This window comes from Pseudarthrobacter sp. LT1, from assembly GCF_035621795.1.
Taxonomy (GTDB): domain Bacteria; phylum Actinomycetota; class Actinomycetes; order Actinomycetales; family Micrococcaceae; genus Arthrobacter.
Map to the genome: position 1 here is coordinate 1,530,015 of NZ_CP141830.1, position 25,407 is coordinate 1,555,421.

23 protein-coding genes and 2 riboswitches are annotated in these 25,407 nt (G+C 66.6%); of the genes, 16 read left to right on the forward strand and 7 right to left on the reverse strand.

Annotated elements, in window-relative coordinates:
- Positions 1-124: 124 nt before the first annotated feature.
- The gene (locus VIK36_RS07170; protein ID WP_324644630.1) at positions 125-850 is read left to right on the forward strand and encodes a hypothetical protein; all 726 of its coding nucleotides are present in this window, start codon (positions 125-127) and stop codon (positions 848-850) included.
- A 22-nt stretch (positions 851-872) separates the two neighbouring features.
- On the opposite strand, the gene VIK36_RS07175 is transcribed toward VIK36_RS07170, so the two are convergent.
- The gene (locus VIK36_RS07175) at positions 873-1,784 is read right to left on the reverse strand and encodes a LysR family transcriptional regulator (RefSeq protein WP_324644631.1); all 912 of its coding nucleotides are present in this window, start codon (positions 1,782-1,784) and stop codon (positions 873-875) included.
- 126 nt (positions 1,785-1,910) lie between these two features.
- Between VIK36_RS07175 and tdh the strand changes: the two genes are divergently transcribed.
- The 6 genes from tdh (at position 1,911) to VIK36_RS07205 (ending at position 8,330) form a co-directional block, all read left to right on the forward strand.
- The gene (gene tdh / locus VIK36_RS07180) at positions 1,911-2,957 is read left to right on the forward strand and encodes an L-threonine 3-dehydrogenase (protein WP_159632428.1); all 1,047 of its coding nucleotides are present in this window, start codon (positions 1,911-1,913) and stop codon (positions 2,955-2,957) included.
- An 8-nt stretch (positions 2,958-2,965) separates the two neighbouring features.
- The gene (locus tag VIK36_RS07185) at positions 2,966-4,162 is read left to right on the forward strand and encodes a glycine C-acetyltransferase (RefSeq protein WP_324644632.1); all 1,197 of its coding nucleotides are present in this window, start codon (positions 2,966-2,968) and stop codon (positions 4,160-4,162) included.
- A gap of 55 nt (positions 4,163-4,217) precedes the next feature.
- Positions 4,218-5,348, forward strand: a complete 1,131-nt coding sequence (locus VIK36_RS07190) for an FAD-dependent oxidoreductase (protein WP_324644633.1) — start codon at positions 4,218-4,220, stop codon at positions 5,346-5,348.
- Positions 5,349-5,359: 11 nt separating this feature from the next.
- Entirely contained in the window at positions 5,360-6,571 is a 1,212-nt protein-coding gene (gene hutI / locus VIK36_RS07195) for an imidazolonepropionase (protein WP_324644634.1), read from the forward strand.
- A 99-nt stretch (positions 6,572-6,670) separates the two neighbouring features.
- Positions 6,671-7,459 carry a DeoR/GlpR family DNA-binding transcription regulator gene (locus VIK36_RS07200; protein ID WP_324644635.1) on the forward strand — a complete coding sequence of 263 codons (789 nt, stop codon included), beginning with the start codon at positions 6,671-6,673 and terminating at the stop codon, positions 7,457-7,459.
- A 91-nt stretch (positions 7,460-7,550) separates the two neighbouring features.
- A complete protein-coding gene (locus VIK36_RS07205) occupies positions 7,551-8,330 on the forward strand; it encodes a type II CAAX endopeptidase family protein (protein WP_324644636.1) in 780 nt (259 codons plus the stop codon).
- A gap of 75 nt (positions 8,331-8,405) precedes the next feature.
- Here VIK36_RS07205 and VIK36_RS07210 read toward each other — a convergent pair whose 3' ends face one another.
- Entirely contained in the window at positions 8,406-10,145 is a 1,740-nt protein-coding gene (locus tag VIK36_RS07210) for an HNH endonuclease signature motif containing protein (protein WP_324644637.1), read from the reverse strand.
- Between the two features lie 209 nt (positions 10,146-10,354).
- Positions 10,355-11,161, reverse strand: a complete 807-nt coding sequence (locus VIK36_RS07215; RefSeq protein WP_324644638.1) for a VOC family protein — start codon at positions 11,159-11,161, stop codon at positions 10,355-10,357.
- Positions 11,156-11,270, forward strand: a riboswitch (SAM riboswitch). (Overlaps the previous gene by 6 nt.)
- A 44-nt stretch (positions 11,271-11,314) precedes the next feature.
- Between VIK36_RS07215 and VIK36_RS07220 the strand changes: the two genes are divergently transcribed.
- From VIK36_RS07220 to VIK36_RS07235, 4 genes are all read left to right on the forward strand, one after another.
- Positions 11,315-12,637, forward strand: a complete 1,323-nt coding sequence (locus VIK36_RS07220) for a bifunctional o-acetylhomoserine/o-acetylserine sulfhydrylase (protein WP_255174962.1) — start codon at positions 11,315-11,317, stop codon at positions 12,635-12,637.
- A gap of 102 nt (positions 12,638-12,739) precedes the next feature.
- Positions 12,740-12,855, forward strand: a riboswitch (SAM riboswitch).
- A gap of 12 nt (positions 12,856-12,867) precedes the next feature.
- Positions 12,868-13,983, forward strand: a complete 1,116-nt coding sequence (gene metX, locus VIK36_RS07225) for a homoserine O-acetyltransferase MetX (RefSeq protein WP_324644639.1) — start codon at positions 12,868-12,870, stop codon at positions 13,981-13,983.
- A gap of 179 nt (positions 13,984-14,162) precedes the next feature.
- On the forward strand, positions 14,163-15,545 hold the full coding sequence (locus tag VIK36_RS07230) for an MFS transporter (protein WP_324644640.1): 1,383 nt from the start codon (positions 14,163-14,165) through the stop codon (positions 15,543-15,545).
- 4 nt (positions 15,546-15,549) lie between these two features.
- Positions 15,550-16,686, forward strand: coding sequence for an alcohol dehydrogenase catalytic domain-containing protein (locus tag VIK36_RS07235; protein WP_255174965.1), 1,137 nt, complete (start codon positions 15,550-15,552; stop codon positions 16,684-16,686).
- 50 nt (positions 16,687-16,736) lie between these two features.
- Here the strand turns inward: VIK36_RS07235 and VIK36_RS07240 are convergent, their stop codons facing one another.
- Positions 16,737-17,669 (reverse strand): LysR family transcriptional regulator, encoded by a 933-nt coding sequence (locus VIK36_RS07240; protein WP_324644641.1) that lies wholly within the window; start codon positions 17,667-17,669, stop codon positions 16,737-16,739.
- 111 nt (positions 17,670-17,780) lie between these two features.
- Between VIK36_RS07240 and mmsB the strand changes: the two genes are divergently transcribed.
- Positions 17,781-18,698: a 3-hydroxyisobutyrate dehydrogenase gene (gene mmsB, locus VIK36_RS07245; RefSeq protein WP_255174967.1), complete on the forward strand. Its 918-nt coding sequence runs from the start codon at positions 17,781-17,783 to the stop codon at positions 18,696-18,698.
- 69 nt (positions 18,699-18,767) lie between these two features.
- Positions 18,768-20,252, forward strand: a complete 1,485-nt coding sequence (locus VIK36_RS07250) for a CoA-acylating methylmalonate-semialdehyde dehydrogenase (RefSeq protein ID WP_324644642.1) — start codon at positions 18,768-18,770, stop codon at positions 20,250-20,252.
- Positions 20,253-20,348: 96 nt separating this feature from the next.
- Here VIK36_RS07250 and VIK36_RS07255 read toward each other — a convergent pair whose 3' ends face one another.
- Both VIK36_RS07255 and VIK36_RS07260 read right to left on the reverse strand, forming a co-directional pair.
- Positions 20,349-20,933 carry a hypothetical protein gene (locus VIK36_RS07255; RefSeq protein WP_324644643.1) on the reverse strand — a complete coding sequence of 195 codons (585 nt, stop codon included), beginning with the start codon at positions 20,931-20,933 and terminating at the stop codon, positions 20,349-20,351.
- A 49-nt stretch (positions 20,934-20,982) separates the two neighbouring features.
- Complete coding sequence (locus VIK36_RS07260) at positions 20,983-21,852, reverse strand: SGNH/GDSL hydrolase family protein (protein WP_255174970.1); 870 nt, start codon at positions 21,850-21,852, stop codon at positions 20,983-20,985.
- A gap of 79 nt (positions 21,853-21,931) precedes the next feature.
- Between VIK36_RS07260 and VIK36_RS07265 the strand changes: the two genes are divergently transcribed.
- Positions 21,932-22,582, forward strand: coding sequence for an alpha/beta hydrolase (locus tag VIK36_RS07265; protein WP_255174971.1), 651 nt, complete (start codon positions 21,932-21,934; stop codon positions 22,580-22,582).
- 57 nt (positions 22,583-22,639) lie between these two features.
- Here the strand turns inward: VIK36_RS07265 and VIK36_RS07270 are convergent, their stop codons facing one another.
- Complete coding sequence (locus VIK36_RS07270; protein ID WP_255174972.1) at positions 22,640-22,870, reverse strand: RNA-binding S4 domain-containing protein; 231 nt, start codon at positions 22,868-22,870, stop codon at positions 22,640-22,642.
- A 32-nt stretch (positions 22,871-22,902) separates the two neighbouring features.
- Between VIK36_RS07270 and VIK36_RS07275 the strand changes: the two genes are divergently transcribed.
- Together VIK36_RS07275 and VIK36_RS07280 are read left to right on the forward strand one after the other, a co-directional pair.
- Positions 22,903-23,892, forward strand: a complete 990-nt coding sequence (locus tag VIK36_RS07275; protein WP_324644644.1) for a DMT family transporter — start codon at positions 22,903-22,905, stop codon at positions 23,890-23,892.
- Between the two features lie 129 nt (positions 23,893-24,021).
- Positions 24,022-25,407 carry a glycine--tRNA ligase gene (locus VIK36_RS07280; RefSeq protein WP_255174973.1) on the forward strand — a complete coding sequence of 462 codons (1,386 nt, stop codon included), beginning with the start codon at positions 24,022-24,024 and terminating at the stop codon, positions 25,405-25,407.

Genomic DNA, 25,407 nt, shown 5'->3' on the forward strand with positions numbered 1-25,407 from the left:
GCGAAGGCCTGCGTAAGTACCCGTGGTTGGGCGGCCGTGGCGGACTTACACTTGAGCCCACAGGGCGCCGGTGCCCTGGCAGCGTGCGGGAGGAACAACCATGGTGGTCCGGGAACCTATGAGGATGCGCAAGACAATGCTCGCCGGGGCGGTGGCTCTGGCACTCAGCGGGACTGGGGCCGCCCTCGCCTGGTCGGCCACCGGAACGCCGGCACCTTCCCCATCAACCCCCGGCCAGCAGGGAGCGCCCCAGCAGGGAGCGCCGGGCAAGGACGCCGCGCCGGGACAACAGAACAAGCAGGACAGGAAAGCCCAGCGCGGGCAACTCCTGCACGGCGAAGCCGTAGCCAGGAAGCCCGACGGAACCTACCAGACGGTCCTGGAACAGAACGGGACCGTGGAGTCGGTCAGCGATTCGGCCATCACCGTCAAAAGCGCTGACGGCTTCTCCCAGACCTACACCGTCAATGGCGACACGAAGATCACCAGGATTCCGGCAGCGCCGGCCAGTTCAGGATCCACAGACGGTCCGGAATCAACACCCAGCCCGGAAGCAACACCCGGCCCGGAAGCAACACCCACCCCGGGGGCAACAGGCGACGACGGCAAGCGGCTCAAACCGACGGACGGAACCATCGCGGACATCGCCGCCGGGGACACCGTGCGCATTACCGGCGTCAAGGACGGGGACAAAGCCACTGCCGCGCGGATCGTGAAGGGCGCCGGTGACGGGCCCGGCCTGGGGCTGGGGCGTGGGTTGGGACGCGGGCTGGGACATACGCCGGGACACAGCCCGGGCCTTGGACACAAGATGGGCAAGGGCAACCACCAGGACGGCGAGGACTCCTGAGTTCCGGCCCGCCGGCCCCGGCTCAGCCCTGTTTCACCAGCCCCGCCATGATATCCTCCAGCGCCTCGCAGACCATCACTACGGAGCGGCGCTTAAGGTTCTCCGGCCGGGCCAGCAGGTCGATCCTGCGGCGGGTGCTGATTCCTTCCAGCGGACGCAGCACGATGTCCGGGTTCAGGACCGGCCCCGCCGTGTATCTGGGGAGCAGCCCCACCACGCCGCCGGCAGCCACGAGGGCCGCCACCGTGGAATAGTCGTTGATGCGGTGGACGATATTAGGCTCGCGGCTGGAGAGGGCAGCGACGGCGGACAGGACATCGGCGGGGGAGTAGCCGGGGTGGCTGGTCACCCAGGCCTCTGCGCCGACGTCGTCCGCCGTGACCGTCTCCTTTTGGGCCAGGGGATGGCCGGCGGGCAGCGCCACGTCCAGCGGCTCATGCGCCAGCGGGATCACCGCGACCCGCTCCGCCGGCCAGCGGGGACTGTGGTCCATGCGGTGCGCCAGCACCAGGTCGTACCGGGCGGTGAGGGCCGGGAAGTCCTGTTGCGCGACGTCCTCGTCGGACAGCTCGATCCGCGGGTGCTCCGGCCGGTCCAACATGCGGGCCAGCGGCGCGAACAGGGCCTGCCCCGCGCTGTGGAACCCGCTGACGGTCACCCTTCCGGCGGGCGAGCCGTGGTAAGTACCGAGCGCGCCGCGGGCATCGGCCATGGCGCTGACGACGGCGGCGCCCGCGTCAGCGAGAACCTGGCCGGCCTCCGTCAGCACCAGGTTCCGGCCCTCCTTGCGCGTCAGCGGCACCTCCACGGTGCGCTGCAGGTGCGCCAGTTGCTGCGACACTGCCGACGGGGTGACCATGAGCGTATCGGCCACGGCCTTCACACTGCCCAGGGCGCCCAGTTCCCGCAGGATTTCAAGCTGATGAACCTCCATACATCCACTCTAATCATTAGCAATAGCTACATCGTCGATTGAGAAAATCCCTGTTGTGCTAAAGCATCGGCAGGGCTTCAATGGGGACGTACCCCGCAGATTGAATGCCAAGCAGTAAGGATGCCAATGAAGGCCCTGTATAAAGCCGGCCCCCACGCCGGATTCGAGCTCGTCGAACGGCCCGAACCCGCAGCAGGCCCGGCTGACGTGAAGATCCGGGTCATGACCACCGGAATCTGCGGCACGGATCTGCACATCCAGTCCTGGGACGCCTGGGCGCAGGGGATCATCGAAGCCCCCCTGATTGCCGGCCACGAGTTCTACGGCGAAGTGGTCGAAGTGGGCGAGGACGTCCGGGAGGTCAAGGTCGGGGACAGGGTCTCCGGCGAAGGCCACGTGGTCTGCGGCATCTGCCGGAACTGCCGGGCCGGACGCCGCCAGATGTGCATCCACACGGTCAGCGTGGGAGTCCAGCGTGATGGCGCCTTTGCCGAATACGTCGTGATCCCCGAAACCAATGTCTGGGTCCACCACGATCCCTCCGTCACGCCCGAACTCGGTGCCATCTTCGACCCCTTCGGAAATGCCGTCCACACCGCACTCAGCTTCCCGCTGGTGGGCGAGGACGTGCTCATCACCGGCGCAGGCCCCATCGGCCTCATGGCCATCGCCGTGGCCCGCCACGCCGGAGCGCGGAAGATCGTCATCACGGACGTCTCCCGGCCGCGGCTGGACCTGGCACGGCAGCTCGGAGCCGACCTTGCCATCGACGTCTCCACCACCCGGGTGCGGGACGCCCAACGTGAGCTGGGCATGCGCGAAGGGTTCGACGTCGGAATGGAAATGTCCGGCCACCCCTCGGCCCTGCCTGAGATGATCGACAACATGAACCACGGCGGCCGGATCGCCATGCTGGGCCTGCCCAGCCAGGAGATCACCATCGACTGGGGCAAGGTGGTTACCCACATGCTCACGCTCAAGGGCATCTACGGCCGTGAAATGTACGAAACCTGGTACGCCATGAGCGCCATGCTCTCCTCCAACCCGGTGCTGCACGCCGGCATCTCCGCCGTGGTGACGGACACGCTGCCCGCCACGGAATGGGAAAAAGGCTTCGAGATCGCCCGCAGCGGCGTGGGCGGCAAAGTTGTCCTCGACTGGACCCGACTGTAAGGAACCCCATGTACACCTCCATAAAGGACCAGCTGCGCGAAGAACTGGACGGAATCCGCACCGCGGGACTGTACAAGACCGAACGCAGCATCAGCTCGCCGCAGTCCAGCCACATCACCGCCGGGCAGATCGGCGGCCCGGGAGCTGACGTGCTCAATTTCTGCGCCAACAACTACCTGGGCCTGGCCGACCACCCGGACATCATCAGCACCGCCAAAGCCGCCATGGATGAGCGCGGCTTCGGCATGGCCAGCGTCCGGTTCATCTGCGGCACCCAGGACCTGCACCTCGAACTGGAAGCCAAGGTCTCCGCGTTCCTCGGCACCGAGGACACCATCCTGTTCTCCAGCTGCTTCGACGCCAACGGCGGCGTGTTCGAGTCCCTGCTGGGCCCGGACGACGCCGTGATTTCCGACGCGCTCAACCACGCCTCCATCATCGACGGCATCCGCCTCTGCAAGGCGCGCCGCTACCGCTACGCCAACCAGGACATGGCCGAACTCGAGGCCCGCCTGCAGGAGGCACAGGACGCCCGCCGCACACTGATTGTCACCGACGGCGTGTTCTCCATGGACGGGTACCTGGCCCCGCTTAAGGCCATCTGCGACCTTGCCGACAAATACGGCGCCATGGTCATGGTGGACGACTCCCACGCGGTGGGCTTCATGGGCGCCACCGGGGCGGGCACTCCCGAGCACGCCGGCGTCTCCGACCGGGTGGACATCTACACCGGCACCTTCGGCAAGGCCCTGGGTGGAGCTTCCGGTGGCTACGTCTCCGGGCGCGGCGAGATTGTCGCGATGCTGCGCCAGAAGGCGCGGCCCTACCTGTTCTCCAATTCCCTGGCTCCCGCCATCGTTGCCGCCACCCTCAAGGCGCTGGACCTGGTGCAGAACTCGGCCGACCTTCGACGCCGCCTGTTCGAAAACGCCGGGCTGTTCCGCCGCCGCATGACCGAAGAGGGGTTCGACCTGCTTCCCGGCGAGCACGCGATCGTGCCGGTCATGTTCGGCGACGCCGTCATGGCGGCCAAAGTGGCGGACCGGATGCTGCAGCACGGCGTCTTCGTCACTGCCTTCAGTTTCCCCGTAGTTCCGCGTGGTGCCGCGAGGATCCGGGTGCAGCTCTCCGCTGCGCACTCAGCGGACGACGTCGAAGCGTGCGTAGGTGCCTTCGTCGCCAGCCGGGCTGAGGCAGCAGCCTGACGGGACTCCCCGACGGCGGGGTTTCAGTTCGCAGGAACTCTGTCAGGAAGGACGAATGGCAGCACATTACGATGTCCTGATTGTGGGCGGCGGCATCGCCGGCCTGTCCCTGGCGTCCGCCCTCGCCGGCCGCTGCAGCGTTGCGCTGGTGGAGGCGGAGCAGGAACTGGCGTACCACACGTCCTCCCGCTCCGCCCGCCAGCTGATCCCCAGCTACGGGCCTCCCGTGGTGCAGGAGCTTACCGTCCGGACCCTTGAGCTGCTCGCAGCCCGCGACGCGGAATCGCCCGAACCCGTCCTGACGCAGCGCAGTTTCATGCTGGTGGGCTCTGCGGAGGATGTCGCCGCGGAGGCCAGCGGGCACATGCAGCCCATTACCGTAGACCGTGCCCTTGAGCTGTGCCCGGCGCTGGTCCCGGGAACCTTTGAAGCAGCCGGACTGGATACCGGCTCCTTTGGCTGCAACGCGCCCCTGCTGCTGGAGGACCACCGCAAGCGGGCGCTCGCCGCCGGAGCCGACATCATCACCGGTGCCCGCGTGCATTCGGCACAACGGCTGGGTTCCGGGTGGCAGGTGGGAGCCGGTGCAGAGGGATTTGAGGCCTCCGTGCTGGTCAATGCGGCAGGCGCCTGGGCGGACGAACTGGCGGTGCTTAGCGGCGTCGAGAAGCTGGGACTCCAGCCGTACCGGCGCACTGCGGCGATTGCCGCCGTCGACCATCCCTTGCCTGCCGTTACCCCCATGGTGGCGGCAGCGGACAACACGTTCTATTTCCGGCCGGACGGGCAGGACGTGCTGATTTCACCCTCGGAGACTGTGCCCAGCGGGCCCGAAGATGCGCGCCCGCGCCCCGGCGATGTGGAACGCCTGGTGGAAAAGCTCAATGCGTTCACCAGCCTTGGGATCAGCGGCATTCGGCGGGCGTGGACAGGCCTGCGCACGGAAGCTGCGGACGGGGTTCCGGTGGCCGGGTTCGACGCCGAGGCTGCCGGGTTCTACTGGCTGGCCGGGCAGGGCGGCTATGGCTTCCAGACTTCGGCCGCCATGGCCGAGTTGGCAGCGGGTCAGATTCTTTCCGCGCTGCACTCTTCCGGCGGTGCCGCCCTTGCCGAAGGGGCTATGGATGGTCCGGAATCCCGGACAGCGCAGGCCCTGGCAGCCACACGCTGGTCCATCCGACGCTGAAGAATGATTCCATGAGCACCTTGATCACCAACATCGCCGAGCTGATGACCCAGGACCTGGAACACCGGGTGTTGAAGGATGCGGCGGTGGTGGTCGAGGGCGAACGGATCTCCTGGATCGGGGCGGCGGCGGATGCTCCCGCAACGGATGACGCAGTCGACGCCGGCGGCCGGGCCATGCTGCCGGGGTGGGTGGACTCGCACAGCCACCTGCTGTTCGCCGGGGACCGCACCGCAGAATTCGAGGCCCGGATGGCGGGGGAGGCCTACGCCGCCGGCGGCATCGCCGTCACGATGAACGCCACGCGCGCCACGTCCGATTTTGACCTCACCCGCCTGGCCATGGGACGGGTGGCCGAGGCCGTATCGCAGGGCACCACCTATCTGGAAACCAAGACCGGCTATGGCCTGGACGTTGAGCATGAGGCCCGGAGCGCGCGCATTGCCTCCACCATCGCGGACCAGGTGACCTACCTTGGCGCGCACCTGGTGCCTGCCGGGCAGGATCCGGAGGCTTATACGGACCTGGTCTGCGGGCCGATGCTCGCCGCGGTCCGCCCGTACGTCCAGTGGGCTGACGTCTTCTGCGAGGAGGGCGCGTTCAACGCCGAGCAGTCACGCCGGGTGCTGGTGGCCTGCCGTGACGCCGGGCTGGGGCTGCGCGTGCACGGCAACCAGCTCGGTGAAGGCCCCGGCGTGCAGCTCGCCGTGGAGCTGGGCGCGGCCAGCGTTGACCACGTCAACTACCTTGCCGCGCAGGACGTCAAGGCCCTGGCTGCCTCCTGGTCCGGCTGGGATCCCGCCGCAGGAACAGGCGGGCGTGGCACTGTGGCCACCTGCCTCCCTGCCTGCGACCTTTCCACCCGCCAGCCGTTGGCCCCCGCCCGTGAGCTCCTGGACGCGGGTGTGCAGGTGGCACTGGCTTCCAACTGCAACCCGGGAACGTCGTACACCAGTTCCATGGCCTTTTGCGTGACAACGGCCGTCCTCCAGATGCGGCTGAGCGTGCACGAGGCTGTCCGTGCCGCCACCTACGGCGGCGCCCTGGCGTTGCACAAGGAAGCCGGCCGGGATGCCGACGGTGAACGCGCCGTGGGGTCGATCGCCGTCGGGCACCGGGCCGACCTGCACCTGCTGAACGCGCCGTCCGCCACGCATCTCGCTTACCGGCCGGGGATGCCGCTGACGTACGCTGTGTGGCGGGCCGGAAGCCGGGAACGGTAATCAACGGAGCCGCTTTGATTGTTGTTGATTGTTTTCCTAAGGTTATAATCAGGAAACGTCATCAGGAGTGGTGGCTGATGCATCGAAAGGCCCGCTTGTATGACGCGCACCGACCGGCTGACGGCGATTCTCGACCTGCTGGCGAAGACCGGGCAGGTGGAAGTTGACGAGATCGTCAGCACCCTCAATGTTTCCCCTGCCACGGCCCGGCGCGACCTGGACAGCCTTGCCAAGCGACGCCTGCTGACGCGGACCCGTGGCGGTGCCACCACGGGCGCCCTCGCATACGACCTGCCCGGACGTTACAACCGCGATGACCATGCGGAAGCCAAGGAACAGATCGCGCAGTGCGCCTCGGCCTTGATCCGGCCGGGTGCGGTGATCGGTCTCTGCGGGGGCACCACCAGCACCGCCCTTGCGCAGATCCTGGCCACCCGCGAGGACCTGAACGCACCCTCCAACCAGCCGACGCTCACGGTGGTGACCAATGCCATCAACATCGCCGGCCAGCTTGCGGTCCGGCCCAATATCAAGGTGATGGTGACCGGCGGCATCCTGAACCCGCGTTCCTATGAACTCGTGGGGCCCTATACGGACATCATCATGCAGAAGGTGGTGCTGGACATCGCTTTCATCGGTGTCAACGGCATCGATCCGGAGGTGGGACCCACCAACACAGGGGAAGGCGAAGCCTCTGTCAATGCCTTGCTGGCTTCCCGCGCCAGGGTGTCCTACGTCCTGGCTGATTCCTCCAAAGTTGGCGTGCGGGCATTTGCCACGATGGACGGCTATGACTTCACCCGGCTGATTACCGATTCCGGCATCTCTCCGCGTGACAAGGCAGCATTCGAAGCCAACGGCACGGAAGTGATTGTCGCACCCGCCTAATCCCTTGGGCTGTGCGCGGTCAGGGTACCGTGCTGCCCAACACCTGCCGCTCCATCAGGCCGGATCCAGAAACTGAAGGCAAGATGGGAACATGCTGGTTCCCTCCCGCCGTCGACTGCGGCTCGAAGTCTGGATCGTCCTGGGCCTGTCCCTGGGCCAGTCGGCCGTCTACTCCGTGGTGCAGCTGCTCGACAAGATGACCCGCGCCCCGCTGGCCGAGGGCACCTCCACCCTGAACCGGTCGCAGAGCACCCGCGAGTACTTCGACCTCACCTATCAGCTGCTGGATATCATCTTTGCGCTGGTTCCGGTGCTGCTGGTTCTCTACTTCCTCACCGACCAGCGGCAGGCTGCACCGGGCGATGCCGGTAAGTCCGGTTCAGCATTCCGGAAGCTTGGGTTCAACTTTGCCCGGCCCGGCAGGGACCTGCTGCAGGGCCTGGGGCTCGCGGCGCTGATTGGAATACCGTCCCTGGGGCTTTATGCCGCCGGCCGGGCCCTCGGCATCACCACCGCCATCATTCCCAGTGCACTGGATGCGTATTGGTGGACTGTTCCGGTCCTGATCCTGTCGGCGATGCGCCACGCGGTGCTCGAGGAAGTCATTGTGGTGGGCTACCTCCTGGACCGCTTCGGCAAGTTCGGGTGGAGCACGCCGCTCGCCATCGCCGTCAGCTCGGTGCTGCGCGGCAGCTACCACCTCTACCAGGGCTTCGGTCCCTTCATTGGAAACGCGGTGATGGGGGTGGTCTTCGCCTGGTTGTACACCCGCACCAAGCGCGTCATGCCCCTGGTCATCGCCCATGCGCTGCTGGATATCGTGGCTTTTGTTGGCTTCAGCCTCTTCGGCAAGGCCGTGGGGCTGGGGTAGCTGCGCAGGCGGCCCGGCGGCCCGGTGATGTTCCCAGGCCGGTATGGGTGCTGTGGCCCTAAACATCACGCAGGGTCAAATTTCCAACAACAGCAACTGCCAGTCCGACTGGGGGTCAGCGGGCAGGTCGTAGAACCTTGCATGGAACTCATCCCACAGGGGATCAGCAGGGCAAAGCTCGTTCCAATCCAGCACGTTGTCACCCGGCGGGTCCTCGACAGGCGGATCTGGCCACACCGGCATCCCCGCGAGGAACTCTTGCCACAACGGATCTTCGGATAGGTCCGGCCCGCGCCATGGTGGCGCCGTGACAAGCTGAGCAGTGCCGGTAAGCCGAGCAGTGTCCTTAAGCCGAGCAGCGTCATCAAGTCCAGCCCTGGATCCGCGCGGAGTTGGCGCCTCAGTTTGTCCCACGACAGCATCCACCGGCAGAAATCCTGGTGGCCAGTGCGTTGGGTCGGCATCCTGGTGGTCGGCGTTGTAGTGGCGTCCGGTGGGTGAGGTCCAGCCGGGCGCATTGTTTTCGGTTGCGGGGTCGGGTGTCCATTGGCTGTTGTGTTTGAGCCGGTGGTGCTTGGGGCAGAGCTGTGCCAGGTTGCTGACGTTGGTGGTGCCGCCGTGTTCCCAGGCGGTGAGGTGGTCGGTGTCGTTGTCGGGGGTGCGGTTGGTGCAGCCGGGGAAGGTGCATATGGTGTCGCGCAGCCTGATCCAGCGTTTGATGGCCTCGGTGAGCCGGTAGTTTTTGCGGCCGATTTCCAGTGCTGCCCCGTCCCTTGGGTCGACCAGGACCCGGTAGACGGAGTCCGCCCCGTCCGCGACGAGATTGCGGGCCATGGACGCCGGGATCGGCCCGAAACCATCCAACACTGCGGGTTCATCGGTCTGGCCGAGGAGGGAGAGTACGGGCACGGTGACCAGGACGTCGGCCCGCGGGGTAGGGACCTTCCCGATCTCTGTGGGTTTCCCGGTTTGTGTGGTGTGCCCGGCGCCGAGGAGGAGGCTGGCGGCGATGTCGGGGCGGAGTTGGGTGAGGGTGCGGGGTTCGTCCGGGCCTTGGAATCCGCGGGCGGTGGCGGTGGTCCGGTTCCAGATGGCGCACGCGGTGTCCCCTGGGAGGTAGAGGGAGATCCAGGCCATGCCATCCCGGTCGGGGGTGTATTCCATCCGCCGGTCAGCCACGCCCTTTGCATGGCGCTTCTCGATGGAGTCGGGGTGGTGGCGTTCCCGCCAGCTACGGACCTTGGCCCGGAACCGGGAGGGTACGAGGTCTCCGGGGGCCGCGCCGCGGGCGGGGTTCGGCGCAGCCGGGTCGAAGAAGTGCGCCACCAGAGACGCCACGCCCTCGGAGGTGAGGCCTTCGCTTTCGTCGGCAATGATGCGGGCGTGCTGCCAGGACATCGCGCCCGCGGCCAGGGCTTGGAACACCAGTGGCGTGGAACAGATCCGCCGTGACTGCTCCACCAACGCGCCCGCGGCCGCAGAACTGATGGTCAGGACTCCCGCGATCTCCTCCACCACCGACATGTCAGCGTACATGCGGTCCTGGATCGAGGCGTCCGGCGGCGTCATCGCCTGCTGGAACTCAACGGCCTCAGCGGCGTCCCATGCCTTCACCGCAGCGAGCTGCGCCTCCAGCCGCGCCGTAAGCTCCAGGCGTTCCAGCCGGAGCTCGTACCGCCGCTGCAGCACGTCAACACCGGAACCAATGCCGGCGCCGGCAGCCAGGGAAGTATCCTCGAAATCCAGCGCATCGAGGGCAGCAACAGAGGCATGAATACCCTCCAACGCCACCGCAACACCACCGCTGATTCCCATAGCAACATCATCCGAGCAGGCACTGACATTCGAAGTGTTGGCCGTTTTAGTTGACGCCGCCCGGGACTCCCGACCCGGCAGCCACTTAGAACGAATTCGGCCGCCATTGGGTGGTGACGCCGTTGTCACCACCCAATGGCGGCCGAAGCTTGCCTGGGCGCAACCCAGGAACCTCCCGGACAGGGCCGGAAAGGAGGGAGGGAGGAGCGTCAGATAGTGACGGCCCCGTTGGCGGTCTCAAAGGTGACCGAGAGGATGCCCGGCGTCCCGTGCGGGGCGACCCATTCGACCGCAACGTCCTCGAGCGGCTTCTCCACCGGCTCACCCAGCCACTCGGTGACGCGCGAGGCGGAACCGGCGATGGTCAGGCAGCTCATCTTGAGGTTGCTCTCGTACGCATTGGACGGGTGGAGCGATGGATCGCCCTCCCACTTGAGCATGTACGGGACCTGGGGATCGGCGATGAGGCCCAGGATGCCAATCTGCTTCCAGACCAGCTCGCGGCCGTCCGGGAATTTGCGGTTGCCGTTCACGGCGGCGCGGCCCAGGCGTTCCTCGAAGGGGGCGAGGTCGTCCACTTCGACGCACCAGCCCATCCACCCGCCACCGGCAGCGGAACGGGCACGCACTGCCTGCCCGAAGGGTGCCTTGTCCGATGCCGGGTGGTCCAGTACCTCGACAACTTCGAGGTACTTGTGCCCGGCGAGCGGAATGATCATATTTCGGGTTCCGAAGCGGGGGTGTACGCCACCCTTCACTGCCTCAACGCCGAGGGCAGTTGCAATACGTTCGGTAGTGGCCGCGAGGCCATCGTGTTCACAGGCGTAAGAGACGTGATCCATGCGCATGCGAACATCTTGGCACTTTGTGATCCGGCTCTCAGCTAAGGGTGCCCTTACTAGCATTTGTCGTGCCTGGCGCCCCGGGTACCGGAGCCAACAGGGGCGCCGGAAGACCATGTTCGTCACAATGCTGTCCACAGCGGCTGTCCGGTTCCTAGACTGGGCCCAGGTCATGAGTGCCAGCGACAAGCCCCGGCTCGCTGGCCGGCAACCCTCCATCCGCGGTGGGGTGCCCCGGGTGAGGACCTGGCTCTCCGGCAACAGCCGGGAGCAAGCGCGGCCCGTACTGCCGGTGAGCATGCCGGGCCCATGTCAAAGGAGATTTGGATGTCCAACGGATGGTCCTTCGAAACCCGCCAGATCCATGCAGGCCAAACGGCGGACAGCGCCACGGGTGCCCGCGCCCTGCCCATCTACCAGACCACGTCATTCGTGTTCCCCAGCGCTGAAAGCGCTGCCAACCGTTTTGCCCTGGCTGAACTTGCGCCCATCTACACCCGCATTGGCAACCCAACCCAGGACGCCGTCGAGCAACGGATTGCCAGCCTCGAAGGAGGCCTGGCCGCGCTGCTGCTGAGCTCCGGGCAGGCCGCGGAAACCTTCGCTGTCCTGAACATCGCCGAGGCAGGCGACCACATCGTGGCCAGCCCCAGCCTTTACGGCGGAACCTACAACCTGTTCGCCCACACGCTGAAGAAGTTCGGCATCTCGGTGACCTTCGTAGCCGATCCGGACAACCTGGACCAGTGGCGCGATGCCGTCCAGCCCAACACCAAGCTCTTCTTCGGTGAAGTGGTCTCCAACCCGCGCCAGGACGTCCTGGACATCGAGGGCATCTCCCAGGTGGCCCACCAGGCGGGCGTGCCCCTGATCGTGGACAACACCCTTTCAACCCCCTACCTGATCCGCCCGCTGGAGTGGGGAGCAGACATTGTGATCCACTCGGCCACCAAATACCTTGGCGGCCACGGCTCCGCCATCGCCGGTGTCATCGTCGATTCCGGCAAGTTCGATTTCGGCAAGGATCCGGAACGGTTCCCCGGCTTCAACACCCCGGACCCGACGTACAACGGCCTGGTCTACGCACGCGACCTCGGTGAAGGCGGCGCGCTCGGCGCCAACCTCTCCTACATCCTCAAAGCCCGGGTGCAGTTGCTGCGCGACCTGGGCTCGGCCGTCTCGCCCTTCAACGCGTTCCTGATTTCCCAGGGCCTGGAGACGTTGAGCCTGCGGGTGGAGCGCCACGTTGCGAACGCCACGGAAGTGGCGCGCTGGCTGGAGGCAAGGGACGACGTCGAATCCGTCGCCTACGCGGGGCTTCCCTCCAGCCCCTGGTACGAGCGTGGCCGCAAGTACGGACCCAAGGGGACGGGCGCCGTCGTGGCCTTCAACCTGGCCGGCGGGGCAGAGGCGGGCAAGCGCTTCGTCGACGCCCTGGAGCTGCATTCCCACGTGGCCAACATCGGCGACGTCCGCTCCCTGGTCATCCACCCGGCGTCGACCACGCACAGCCAGCTTTCGCCGGAGCAGCAGGTTGTAGCCGGCGTTCACCCGGGCCTGGTCCGGCTTTCCGTCGGCCTGGAGCACATCGACGACATCCTCGCCGACCTGGAGGCAGGCTTCCGGGCCGCCAAGGGCGCCAACCAGTAGCCCCAAACACGAGGACGCAGCATGTGCCGGCCGGCAAGCCGGGAAGTCACAACCAGTCATACTCTTGGCCTGGAGTGGGGGGTGTTTCGTACACTCGAACCAGGTCATGAGTGCCAGTGACAGCCCCGGCTTGCTGGCCGGCAACCCTCCATCCGCGGTGGGGTGCCCCGGGTGAGGACCTGGCCTGCCGGTCAGACGACGGCAGGCAAGCGCGTAGAAGAGGTCTTGCCATGACGGTTACCGTCGCCCGAACCACCATTCCCGAACATGGAATTGTCCGTTACGCCTCCATCGGGGGACTGGAACTCGAGGCCGGGGGATACCTCCCGGATGTCACCCTGGCCTATGAAACCTGGGGGACGCTCAACGCGGACGCCAGCAACGCCATCCTGATCGAGCACGCGCTGACCGGCAGCACCCACGTGACCCGCGGCGACACCGACGAAGAAGGCTGGTGGGAACAGCTGGCCGGCCCCGGCGCTCCCGTGGACACGGACCGCTTCTTCGTGGTGTCCATCAACATTGTCGGTGGCTGCTACGGATCCACCGGCCCGTCATCCCTCGCGCCTGACGGAAAGCCCTGGGGCTCCAGGTTTCCCCTCGTCACGCTGCGCGACAGCACTGTTGCTGAAGCCAGGCTGGCGGACCAGCTGGGCATCAAGAGCTGGTTCGCCGTCCTTGGCGGGTCGATGGGTGGCGCCCGCGCCCTGGAATGGGCGGTGACGTACCCGGAGAGGGTGCAGCGCTGCGCCGTGATCTCCGTGGGAGCCGCCAGCACTGCCGAACAGATTGCTTTCGCGCAGGCCCAGACGCTGGCCATCCGGCAGGACCCCAACTTCAACGGCGGGGACTACTACGGCGGTCCGTGTCCGGAAGACGGGCTGGCACTTGCCCGGCGCATCGCCCACATCACCTACCGGTCGGCCGCGGAACTGGAAGGCCGCTTTGGCCGGGCATCCCAGGCTCCCGAATCGCCCCTGCAGGGGGAAATTCTCGCCTCCCGCGGCCGCTACCAGGTGGAAAGCTACCTGGACCACCAAGGGAACAAGCTGGTGAAGCGCTTCGATGCCAACAGCTATATCGCCCTGACCGAGGCGCTGATGAGCCACGATGTGTGCCGGGGGCGGGGAACTTTGGCCGAAGCCCTGGCCACCTCCACGGCACGGTTCTTCGTGGCCGCGGTGGACTCGGACAGGCTGTACTTCCCATCGCAGTCCCACGAACTGGCCCAGGCCCTGCCCGGCGACGTGGACGTCCATGTCATCCAGGCGCCGATCGGGCACGACGGGTTCCTCACCGAGATCGGGCAGTTGGGCGGCCGGCTGCGGAGCAGCTTCCTGGTCTAGGCGCCGCCTGGCGCACAGCCGGTAATGTGCATTCCTGCAGATGCCTTCTGCACTAATCGGCGTTGAGGTTGCACCGCAGGCAGACCATACTCATCGAATCCGGCTTTCGTGGTGTGCATCACACCCGTCTGCCATTGACTGGTCCCCGTGGTGTCGACGACGACGCCGAAGGAGTTCGAATGAGTACGGAAAGCTCCGCCGCAAGGCGTACAGAGGAAACCGACGTCAAGGCCTCAGGCCTTAAGAAAGTGGTGACGGCTTCCATGGCCGGCACCGTCGTGGAATGGTATGAATTCTTCCTCTACGCATCGGCCGCCACCCTGGTTTTCGGGAAGGCCTTCTTCCCCAACGCCGGGACGGAACTGGACGGCATCATCGCCGCCTTCCTCACCTACGCCGTCGGTTTCGTCGCACGCCCCATCGGCGGCATCGTCTTTGGCCACTTCGGCGATAAGTTCGGCCGCAAGCAGCTGCTGCAGCTGAGCATCATCCTGGTGGGCGTCTCCACCTTCCTGATGGGCTGCCTGCCCACCTTCGGACAGATCGGCTACTGGGCCCCCACGCTGCTGGTCTTCCTGCGGTTCGCCCAGGGCTTTGCCGTGGGCGGGGAGTGGGGCGGCGCCGTCCTCCTCGTCGCAGAGCACAGCCCCAGCAAGTCACGCGGTTTCTGGGCCAGCTGGCCGCAATCGGCAGTGCCGCTCGGCAACCTGCTGGCCACGGCCGTGCTGTTCGTCCTCTCCTCCACGCTGACGCAGGAGGCGTTCCTGGGCTGGGGCTGGCGCGTGGCGTTCTGGCTCTCCGCCGTGATCGTCCTGATCGGCTACTACATCCGCACCAAGGTCAACGACGCCCCCATCTTCCTGGAGGCCCGCAAAGAGGTGGAGGCGGGCCACAAGGGTTACGGCGTGGCCGAGGTGTTCCGGCGCTACCCGCGGGGGGTCTTCACCGCCATGGGCCTGCGCTTCGCGGAAAACATCCTGTACTACCTGGTGGTCACGTTCTCCATCACCTACCTTAAGACCGTGGTGCAGGCTGACACCACGCGGATCCTGCTGCTGCTGCTCCTTGCGCACGCCGTCCACTTCGCGGTGGTTCCCATGGTGGGCAAGCTGTCGGACCGCTTCGGCCGCAAGCCCGTCTACATGGCCGGCGCCATCATGGGTGCCACCTGGGGTTTCTTTGCCTTCCCCATGATGGACACCAAGAACGATGTCATCATCCTGGCGGCCATCATGATCGGCCTGGTGTTCCACGCCTTCATGTATGCCGGGCAGCCCGCCATCATGGCGGAAATGTTCCCCACCCGGATGCGGTACTCCGGTGTCTCCCTGGGGTACCAGGTGACGTCCATCGTGGCGGGCTCGCTGGCGCCGATCATCGCAGCCTCCCTGCTGGGAACGTACAAGTCCTCCGTCCCGGTGGCGGTGTACCTGCTCATCGCATGTGCCATCACCGCCGTCGCGGTCTTCTTCCTGAAGGAAACCCGGGGCATCTCGCTGCACGACGTTGACGCGGCCGACGCCAAGGGCACGGCAGACCTGCTCGCTGCCAGCAAGAAGTAGGCCCATGAAAGCCGCCGTCCTCTATTCCACCGTTCCCGCCCCGGCCGGCGCCGAGGGCAAACAGAGCTACGCCGAGTCCCGGCCCCTGCTGGTGCAGGAGCTGGATCAGCCGGAGCCGCGCGCCGGTGAGCTCGGAGTTTCCATCACCTACTCGAGCCTGTGCCATTCGGACCTTTCCGTGGTGGACGGGTCGCGCGTCCGGCCCCTTCCCATGGCCCTGGGACACGAGGCCGTGGGGCGGGTGGTGTCCGTTGGCGACGGCGTCTCCGACGTGTCCGTGGGCGACCATGTGGTTCTGGTCTTCGTGCCCAGCTGCGGCCAGTGCCGGGCCTGCCTTTCCGGCAGGCCCGCGCTCTGCCACAGGGCAGCTGAGGTGAATGGATCCGGAGACCTGCTCCATGGTCCGGCACTCTTGCGGACGCCCGCGGGGGAGCGGATCAACCACCACCTGGGCGTTTCCGCCTTCGCTGATTACGCTGTGGTAGCGCGGGAATCAGTGGTGGTGATTGACGACGACGTCCCGGACACCGTCGCGGCGATGTTTGGTTGCGCCGTGCTCACCGGAATGGGATCGGTGTTCAACACCGCCGGAGTCGGCCCAGGCCAGTCCGTGGCAGTCTTCGGCCTGGGAGCGGTGGGCCTTTCCGCCGTGATGGCAGCCCGCCTCGCCGGGGCCGCCAGTGTGATCGCCATCGATCCCAACCGGGGGAAGCACCAGCTGGCCCGCGACGCCGGGGCCACCGCGGTGGGGACGCCGGAGGACGCGGGGCGGTTGATTGAGGAAGCAGCCGGTGACGGCGTTGACGTCGCCATCGAGGCGGTGGGCTCGGCCGGTGTGATCGCGTCCTGCCTGGAGCGGGTCACCAGGGGTGGCGCCGTGGTCTCCGTGGGCCTGCCCCACCCGTCCGCGGAGTTGACGGTACCGGCCCTGCAGTTCGCCGGCGCCGGCAAGCGGCTGCTGGGCTCCTACATGGGTGACGCCGTTCCAGCGCGGGACATCCCCAGGTACCTCGGGTACTGGCGGGAGGGCAAACTGCCGGTTGAGCTGCTGCACACCGACACCCGGCCACTCAGCGAGATCAATGAGGGCCTTGATGCGCTCGCAGCGGGGGAGGTAGTGCGGCGGCTCTTCCAGGCCTGAACTGTCAGGCTTGAACCGTCGGTCCCGATTCTCCCCGTCGTCCCGGCTCCTCACGCGGCGAGCAGCAACGAGCGCTCCTTCACCTCGTCCTTCAGGGCCGCGATCACGGCCTGCACCCGCGCTGACCGGAGCGACTCCGGCCTTGCAACAGCCCAGATGGGCAGCTGGCGCTCAAAATCACCTGGCAGCACGGGGACGAAATCTTCACGGTCTCCCACCATGAAGTTCGGAAGCAGCCCAATTCCGGCGCCCTGGCGCACTGCCTCGACCTGGGCGAACACGCTCGTGGCCTGGAAGCTTGTCCTGGGCGTCGGAAGCTGCGATGACCAGCGGGGCCCAAGCTCCGCCACCTGGAGCGCAGACTCCACGTAAGAGACAAACGCGTGCTGCCCCACGTCGTCGAGCGTTTCCGGCAGCCCGTGCTGCGCCGCATAGGCGGGGCTGGCGTAGAGGCGCAGGTAGTAGTTGCTCAGGAAGATGGTCTGGGCTGTGCTGACGTCGGCCCGGCCCACTACGATCTCCAGGTCCACCCCTGACCGGTTCTGGCTGACTTTCCGGGTGGCACTCAGCATTTCAATATTCAGCTGCGGGTTCTGCTGCTGGAGCCGCACCAGCGACGGGGTGACGAACACGGCTCCCACTCCGTCGGTGGTGGCGACCCGGACCAGGCCGGCAAGGGCACTCTGGTCCTGGCTGATCAGGCCCGACAACGAGCCAAGCGTGCTTTCGATCGCCTCCGCCGCCTCCACCGCGGCCGCCCCAAGCTTCGTCAACTCCCAGCCGTGCGGGCTGCGCTCCAGGGTGCGCCCGCCCAACTGTTTGTCCAGGGCGAGGATCCGGCGGGAAATGGTGGTGTGGGTGGTTCCCAGGGTCTCGGCCACCGCATTGAACCGGCCCAGGCGCGCCACGGTCAGCAGGATGAGCAGGTCGTCGGGGCTGGGCAACCGTCTCGAATCCACGGGCGGCCTTCCTCTTGTGTGCATCAATGCACAGAGCGTCTGTAATTTTTCCCCTTGATTGCACTCTAGCAGGGTGTGATCGTAGACACAGACATGCCGGCAGTAACGCCGGACTGGAAGCAAAGGAGCTTACGCATGGCAGTTATCGGATGGATTGGCCTGGGCAACATGGGCGGCCACATGTCGGTGAACCTGGTGAAGGCCGGGCACGATGTGCGCGGCTTCGACCTCAACCCCGCGGCACTGGCAGCCGCCGAAGCAGGTGGCGTCAAGCGCGCAGCCAGCATCGCCGAAGCGGTGGACGGCGCTGACGCCGTGTTCACCATGCTGCCCAAGGGCGAACACGCCCGCGCCGTATACCTCGGGGAGGACGGCGTGCTGAAGCACGCGGATACCCGCACGCTGCTCATCGACTCCTCCACCATCGACATCGCCTCCGCGCAGGAACTGCACGACGCCGCTGCTGCCGCCGGCTTCCGCTTCGTGGACGCCCCGGTGTCCGGCGGAATGAGCGGCGCCGAGGCCGGAACCCTGACCTTCATGGTGGGCGGCGAAGAGGGTGCGGTCAAAGACGCCTCGGGCTACATCGGGCCCATGTCCGGAAACATCATTCCCACGGGTGGCCCCACCACGGGCCAGGCGGCCAAGATCTGCAACAACCTGATGCTTTTCATCAACCTCGCCTCCACCGCGGAGGGTGCGGTCCTGGCTGACCGGCTGGGCCTGGACAAGCAGGTTTTCTGGAACATCGCCTCGGTCTCGTCGGGGGATTCCTGGGCCCTGCGGACCTGGTATCCGGTGCCCGGGGTGGTTCCCACCGCGGCCTCCAACAACGACTTCGCACCCACGTTCACCACCGAACTCGCGAACAAGGACATCGGCCTGGCCATCAGCGCCGCCGAGGACACCGGCACGCCGCTGGAGATTGGCAAACACGTCCAGCAGCTCTTCCAGCGGCTCATCGACGCCGGTGACGCGGGCAAGGACTGCTCCATGATCATCAAGCTCGTGGACGGTTCCCTCCAGCCCGCCGACCGGATGCCGTCCAACTAACCACGCCGTCCAACGTAGACACGCCGTCCAACCAACCACGCCGCACGCACCGCAGGAAAAGAGACACCCTTGGAAACCATTCCGCACTACATCAACGGCGCCCGCGTCACCGATGCCGACCGCTTCGGTCCGGTCTTCAACCCCGCCACCGGCAAGCAGGAAAAGCAGGTAGCGCTCGCCTCAACGGCACGGACAGAAGAAGCCATCGCCGCAGCCCGCGCCGCGCTGCCGGCGTGGCGGGCCACCAGCCTGGCCAAGCGCACCACCATCTTCTTCAAGGTCCGCGAAATCCTCACCGAACGAAAGTCCGAGCTCGCCGCCATCCTCACCAGCGAGCACGGCAAGGTCCTCTCCGACGCCGAAGGCGAAATTGCCCGCGGCCTGGAGAACATCGACTTCGCCACGGGCCTGTCCCACATGCTCAAGGGTGAGCGCTCGGAGCAGGTCTCCAGCGGCATCGACGTGCACTCCGTCCGCCAGCCGGTGGGCGTGGTGGCGTGCATTACCCCGTTCAACTTCCCGGCCATGGTGCCGTTGTGGATGATCGGCAGCGCCCTGGCGTGCGGCAACACGGTGCTCCTGAAGCCCAGCGAGAAGGATCCATCGGCGGCCGTCTTCATCGCAGAGGCCTTCGCCGAGGCGGGCTTGCCGGCCGGGGTCCTGAACGTGGTCCAGGGGGACAAGGAAGCCGTCGACGTCCTGCTGGAGCACCCTGACGTGAAGGCAGTCAGCTTCGTCGGCTCCACCCCCGTGGCCCAGTCCATCTACAAGCGGGCAGCTGAGCACGGCAAGCGGGTGCAGGCCCTGGGCGGCGCGAAGAACCACATGGTGGTGCTTCCCGACGCCGACCTGGACATGGCTGCCGACGCGGCGGTTTCCGCCGCCTACGGTTCCGCCGGTGAACGCTGCATGGCAGTGAGCGTCCTGGTGGCCGTGGGCAACATTGCCGACGACCTGGTGAAGGCGATATCCAGCCGCATGGCGGACCTGAAGATCGGTGCGGGAACCGACCCCGCCTCACAGATGGGCCCCTTGATCACCGCGGAGCACCGGGACCGGGTGGCATCCTACGTTTCAGGTGCCGAAGGCGAAGGGGCCACCGTGGTGGTGGACGGCCGCTCCCAGCAGTTCGATTCCAACGGGTTCTTTATCGGCGTCAGCCTGGTGGACCACGTCAAGCCGGGCATGAAGGTGTACGACGACGAGATCTTCGGCCCGGTCCTGTCCGTGGTCCGCGTCGACACCTACAGCGACGCGGTGCAGCTGGTCAATGACAACCAGTTCGGCAACGGAACGGCCATCTTCACCCGCGACGGCGGGGCGGCGAGGCAGTTCGAGTTCGACGTCGAGGCAGGCATGGTGGGCGTCAACGTCCCCATCCCGGTCCCGGTAGGAACGTTCTCGTTCGGCGGCTGGAAGAACTCGCTGTTCGGCGACACCCACATGTACGGACCCGACAGCATCCGGTTCTACACCCGAGGCAAAGTAGTGACCACCCGCTGGCCGGACCCCTCAACCTCGGTGATCGACCTGGGCTTCCCGCAAGTGGACTAGGCACGACGACCAGGCACGTGGATTAAGCAATAACAGGCCGGGGACCGTCATTCGGTCCCCGGCCTGTTGTGTTGGGGCTGTTAAGTCCCAGGGCGGCTAGCCGTTCATGATGTCGCCGCGGCGTTTCATGTACTCCTCCATGGACAGCTCACCGTTGCTGTACTGCTGGTCCAGCTCCGCGAGTTTCCGCGCCCGGTATCCTTGCGGGCCTGACGGCGGCGGGGGAGTGGCGGGTCCGGAAGGCTGCTCCGGTGCCTGCTGCTGGTACGGCGGTTGGTACGGCTGCTGCTGGTAGGGCGGCTGCTGGGGCTGCTGGTGGAACAGCGGTTCCTGCGGAGCGCCGTAACGGGGGTCCGTCATGGGCGGCTGACCGTACTGGTTCGGGATGGGCGGCTCGCCCTGCTGGCCGGCCCGGCGGAAGCCGCCGGAGAAGTAGTCCTGCTGGGTGTACCCGTCGCGCGGCTGGTTGCTCTGCGGCCCGGCGGAACCGGGGAATTGGCCATAGCCAGGAAACTGGTTGGAACCCGGGAACTGGTTCGAGCCGGGAAATTGGTTCGGACCCGGAAACTGGCCGGGCAGGCCCTGGTTCCGGTCCCGCCGCGCCATGGAGCGCCGGTATGCCCGCATGGCCATGGGGACAACGAAGGACAGGATGATGATCCAGAAAAACAAGCTGCTCACGGTGGCGCGCCTCTCGTGTATTGTCCTTCCAGCCTAACCCCGGGAGGCCTTAGCGGCGGCTGGGCTCAGAAGTTCCCAGCGGACCCTCGCCGGAACCCAGCGGGACGCCCGGGCCAAAGATGGGACCCGGCGTCGGACGCTTGGCCATGACGCCGTCACCCGAGGACTGGCGCCGCAGCCGGCGCAGCACCCATGGGACAAAGTATTCGCGCGCCCACACGAAGTCCCCGCTCCGGGCCTCCCGCCACGTGCGCGGCGGCAGCGGCTTGGGCTGAAGCGGTTCCAGCGAATGCTGCACGTTCAGCGCGTCCAGCACCATGGCGGCAATGGTGTGGTGCCCCAAGGGGGAGAAGTGCAGGCGGTCCTGGTCCCACATTTGCGGGTCGCTCAGCTGCCGCAGCGACCACATGTCCGCGATGACCGCGTCATGGCGGGCTGCCACCGTCCGCAGGTTCTCGTTGTAAATGGCCACCTTGCTGCGGATCCTGCCCAGCACCGAGGAGCCTGTGTCCGGCCCGTTGAACAGCACCACCGTGGCGCCGCCCATGGACAGGATCTGGACCACGGAATCGAGTTTCTCGGCCAGCGCGTCAGGGTCGCCGCCGGGGCGGATGAGGTCGTTCCCGCCGGCGGACAGGGTGACCAGGTCCGGTTTCAGCTCCAGGGCCGGGGCCAGCTGCTGGTCCACGATCTGCTGCAGCAGCCTGCCGCGGACGGCAAGGTTGGCGTACGCGAAATCCGGCTGGGTGCGGCCCAGCTCTTCTGCAACGCGGTCGGCCCAGCCGCGGTGTCCGCCGGGGCTCGAGGGCTCGGGGTCGCCGATGCCCTCGGTGAAGGAATCGCCCATCGCCACATACCGGGTCCAGGGGTGGGATCCGGAGTGGGCGGGCGGGGTCTGGATGGCACTTGCGTCAGTCACGGTCCCTATCCTGCCTTTCACCTCTCTGGCTACGCCAACGTAGGTTGTTACCTACAAGTAACTGGTAAGAATGGAAACCATGACTGACGCCGAAGTATTTCCTGCCCCCGTTGTCCTGTGGTCCCATCCGGAAGACCAGCGCGCCGGCAAGCCGCTGCTGGTGCTGCTCCACGGCTACGGCGCCAACGAGCAGGACCTGCTCAGCCTGGCCGACCTGCTGCCCGGGGACTTCGCCGTCGCCTCGCTGCGGGCGCCCATCGCCATGGGCCCCGGCTTCACCTGGTTCCCGCTGACGGCCTCGATCGAATACTCCCTGGAACGGGTCAAGAAGGCTTCGGCCTACGCGCTGGAGTGGATCGACACCATCCGCGTGGGCCACCCGTCGGTGACCCTGCTCGGCTTCTCCATGGGCATGGCGATGGCCACCACGCTCCTCCGCCAGCGGCCCACGGACTTCGCCGCCGTCGTCGGACTGTCAGGTTTCGTGGTGGACGCCGCCGGCGACCCCACCTTCAAGGACGCGGAGCTGGACGGAACCGTGCCCATGTTCTGGGGCCGGGACCAGCAGGACCCCGTGATCACCCAGGACAAGGTCGAGTTCACCATGGGCTGGGTGCGCAAGCACGTCAAGCTCACCAAGGTGCTGTACACCGGCATGTGGCACGGCATCAACCAGCAGGAGATCGGGCACGTGGGCGAGTTCCTCACCCACGAAGTGCTGAACAAATAGAACGGACGACGGCGGCGCGCCAGTCCCAGCGGCTGGTTCAGTCTGCCCGGCTGCCGGTCAGGCCTCCGGCGCGACTACCCGGACGCTCTGGCCGTTGACCGTGACGGTGTCTCCGTTGTGCAGCTGGCGGCCGCGGCGGTCATCGATCCCGCCGTTGACCTTGACCAGCCCGTTCTTGATGAGCTCCGCCGCCTCCACCCCGTCCTCAACGAGGTTGGCGAGCTTCAGCAGCTGGCCGAGCCGGATCATGCTGTCGCGGATGGGGACGTCCTCAATGGGGTTGCTCATAGAGCAATAATGCCTGAACTAAGGTGGATTCAATGACCTCCCCTTCCCGCCTGCCGGCACTCGCAGGCCTGCCCCTGGCCGTGGGTTCCGGCCTGGCCATTCCCGTCCAGGGCCGCATCAACGGGGCGCTGGGCGCCCGCCTCAATGACGGAATCGCGGCGGCGGCCGTGAGCTTCAGCACAGGCCTGCTGGTCATGATCGTCATTTCCCTGGTCCTGCCGCGGGGACGGGCCGGCCTGGCCGCCATCATCCCGGCGGTCCGCAACCGCGCCTTTCCCCGCATCTATGTGGTGGCCGGTGCCATCGGTGCGTTGTTCGTCTTTGCCCAGTCCTTCACTGTGGGCATCCTCGGTGTGGCACTTTTCACCGTGGCCACCGTCACCGGACAGACTGTCAGCGGCCTGCTGGTGGACCGGCTGGGGATCGGGCCGGCTGGAAAGAAATCCGTCACCGGCATCCGCATCATTGGCTGCATCCTGACCATCGCCGCCGTCGCGTGGGCCGTGTCGCCCCGGTTCAGCAGCGGTGGCTCAGGGGACGGGGCCGCCGGGTTGCTGGTTCCTATCCTGCTGCCGGTAGCGGCGGGGTTCCTCATGAGCTTCCAGCAGGCCATGAACGGCACCGCCACCCTCCACTACGGCACTCCCATTGCCGCCACGCTGGTCAACTTCGTGGCCGGCTGCACGGTGCTTTGGGCCGCCTTGGCCGTGAAGCTCGCGGTTGCCGGCCCCGCCAACCCGCTGCCGGGGGAGTGGTGGTACTACCTTGGCGGTCCCATGGGCTGCGTGTTTATTGGGCTGGGCGCTCTCCTGGTCCGCAGCCTGGGCGTACTGGTCACCGGGCTGGGCATGATCGCGGGCCAACTGCTCGGTTCGCTGGCCCTGGACCTGGCGCTGCCCGCCCCGGGCACCGTCGTGGCCCCGGCCACTGTGCTGGGGACCCTGCTCACGCTCGGCGCCATCGTCCTGGCAACCCTGCCGTGGCCACGGGGCGCGCTGCGCAGGCAGCGGCCGGTACGCTAGGACACAAGCTTTTCCACGATCTTCCTTCATCCGCCCGAACCGCTGCCCTGCGCCCCACGTGCAAAGCAGTGCCGGGCCTGACAACCCGCGGACCGCACCCAGCGGCCCTGTAGAAATTGGAGTTACCCCATGGCAGCAAAATCCGTCCTCGACCAGGTCATTTCCCTCTCCAAGCGGAGGGGCTTCGTGTTCCAGGCCGGTGAGATCTACGGCGGTTCACGCTCTGCCTGGGATTACGGCCCCCTCGGTGCCGAGCTGAAGGAAAACATCAAGCGCCAGTGGTGGCAGTCCGTGGTCCGCGGCCGCGAGGACGTGGTGGGCCTGGACTCCTCCGTGATCCTGCCCCGCCAGGTATGGGAAGCCTCCGGCCACGTGGAAGTGTTCTCCGACCCCCTGGTGGAATGCCTCTCCTGCCACAAGCGCTACCGGGCCGACCACCTCGAGGAAGAATACGAGGAAAAGAAGGGCCGGCCTGCCGAGAATGGCCTGAAGGACATTGCCTGCGCCAACTGCGGCACCCGCGGCCAGTGGACCGAACCGCAGGAGTTCTCCGGCCTGCTCAAGACCTACCTGGGGCCGGTGGCCAGCGAGGAGGGCCTGCACTACCTGCGCCCCGAAACCGCGCAGGGCATCTTCGTGAACTTCAACAACGTGCTCACCACCTCACGGAAGAAGCCGCCGTTCGGCATCGGCCAGATCGGCAAGTCCTTCCGCAACGAGATCACGCCCGGAAACTTCATTTTCCGCACCCGCGAGTTCGAGCAGATGGAGATGGAGTTCTTCGTCGAGCCCGGCACCGATGAGGAATGGCACCAGTACTGGATGAAGGAGCGCATGGCCTGGTACACCGGCCTGGGCATCCGCGAGGAGAACCTGCGGTTCTACGAGCACCCCAAGGAAAAGCTGAGCCACTACTCCAAGGGCACCACGGACATCGAGTACCGCTTCGGTTTCCAGGGCTCGGAGTGGGGCGAGCTGGAAGGCATCGCCAACCGCACCGACTTCGACCTCTCCACCCACGCCAAGGCCTCCGGCACGGACCTGAGCTACTTCAACCAGGCCACCAACGAGCGCTACACCCCGTACGTCATCGAGCCCGCGGCCGGCCTGACCCGTTCCTTCATGGCGTTCCTGGTGGATGCCTACACCGAGGACGAGGCCCCCAACGCCAAGGGCGGCGTGGACGTGCGCACGGTGCTGAAGCTTGACCCGCGCCTGGCGCCGGTCAAGGCCGCCGTGCTGCCGCTAAGCCGCAACGAGGACCTGTCCCCGAAGGCCAAGGCCCTGGGCGCGCAGCTGCGGAAGAACTGGAACATCGACTTCGACGACGCCGGCGCAATCGGCCGCCGCTACCGCCGCCAGGACGAGATCGGAACCCCGTTCTGCATCACCGTTGACTTCGATACCCTCGAGGACCAGGCCGTCACCATCCGCGAGCGGGACACCATGAGCCAGGAACGCGTCTCCCTGGACAAGGTGGAAGGCTACCTGGCCGCACGGCTGGTCGGCGCCTGA

Bases quoted from the DNA above. Each gene is read 5' to 3' on its own strand.
- VIK36_RS07170 (WP_324644630.1), top strand. From the start codon at position 125: ATGCGCAAGACAATGCTCGCCGGGGCGGTGGCTCTGGCACTCAGCGGG.
- VIK36_RS07175 (WP_324644631.1), bottom strand. From the start codon at position 1,784: ATGGAGGTTCATCAGCTTGAAATCCTGCGGGAACTGGGCGCCCTGGGC.
- tdh (WP_159632428.1), top strand. From the start codon at position 1,911: ATGAAGGCCCTGTATAAAGCCGGCCCCCACGCCGGATTCGAGCTCGTC.
- VIK36_RS07185 (WP_324644632.1), top strand. From the start codon at position 2,966: ATGTACACCTCCATAAAGGACCAGCTGCGCGAAGAACTGGACGGAATC.
- VIK36_RS07190 (WP_324644633.1), top strand. From the start codon at position 4,218: ATGGCAGCACATTACGATGTCCTGATTGTGGGCGGCGGCATCGCCGGC.
- hutI (WP_324644634.1), top strand. From the start codon at position 5,360: ATGAGCACCTTGATCACCAACATCGCCGAGCTGATGACCCAGGACCTG.
- VIK36_RS07200 (WP_324644635.1), top strand. From the start codon at position 6,671: ATGACGCGCACCGACCGGCTGACGGCGATTCTCGACCTGCTGGCGAAG.
- VIK36_RS07205 (WP_324644636.1), top strand. From the start codon at position 7,551: ATGCTGGTTCCCTCCCGCCGTCGACTGCGGCTCGAAGTCTGGATCGTC.
- VIK36_RS07210 (WP_324644637.1), bottom strand. From the start codon at position 10,145: ATGGGAATCAGCGGTGGTGTTGCGGTGGCGTTGGAGGGTATTCATGCC.
- VIK36_RS07215 (WP_324644638.1), bottom strand. From the start codon at position 11,161: ATGACCTGGGCCCAGTCTAGGAACCGGACAGCCGCTGTGGACAGCATT.
- VIK36_RS07220 (WP_255174962.1), top strand. From the start codon at position 11,315: ATGTCCAACGGATGGTCCTTCGAAACCCGCCAGATCCATGCAGGCCAA.
- metX (WP_324644639.1), top strand. From the start codon at position 12,868: ATGACGGTTACCGTCGCCCGAACCACCATTCCCGAACATGGAATTGTC.
- VIK36_RS07230 (WP_324644640.1), top strand. From the start codon at position 14,163: ATGAGTACGGAAAGCTCCGCCGCAAGGCGTACAGAGGAAACCGACGTC.
- VIK36_RS07235 (WP_255174965.1), top strand. From the start codon at position 15,550: ATGAAAGCCGCCGTCCTCTATTCCACCGTTCCCGCCCCGGCCGGCGCC.
- VIK36_RS07240 (WP_324644641.1), bottom strand. From the start codon at position 17,669: ATGCACACAAGAGGAAGGCCGCCCGTGGATTCGAGACGGTTGCCCAGC.
- mmsB (WP_255174967.1), top strand. From the start codon at position 17,781: ATGGCAGTTATCGGATGGATTGGCCTGGGCAACATGGGCGGCCACATG.
- VIK36_RS07265 (WP_255174971.1), top strand. From the start codon at position 21,932: ATGACTGACGCCGAAGTATTTCCTGCCCCCGTTGTCCTGTGGTCCCAT.
- VIK36_RS07270 (WP_255174972.1), bottom strand. From the start codon at position 22,870: ATGAGCAACCCCATTGAGGACGTCCCCATCCGCGACAGCATGATCCGG.
- VIK36_RS07275 (WP_324644644.1), top strand. From the start codon at position 22,903: ATGACCTCCCCTTCCCGCCTGCCGGCACTCGCAGGCCTGCCCCTGGCC.
- VIK36_RS07280 (WP_255174973.1), top strand. From the start codon at position 24,022: ATGGCAGCAAAATCCGTCCTCGACCAGGTCATTTCCCTCTCCAAGCGG.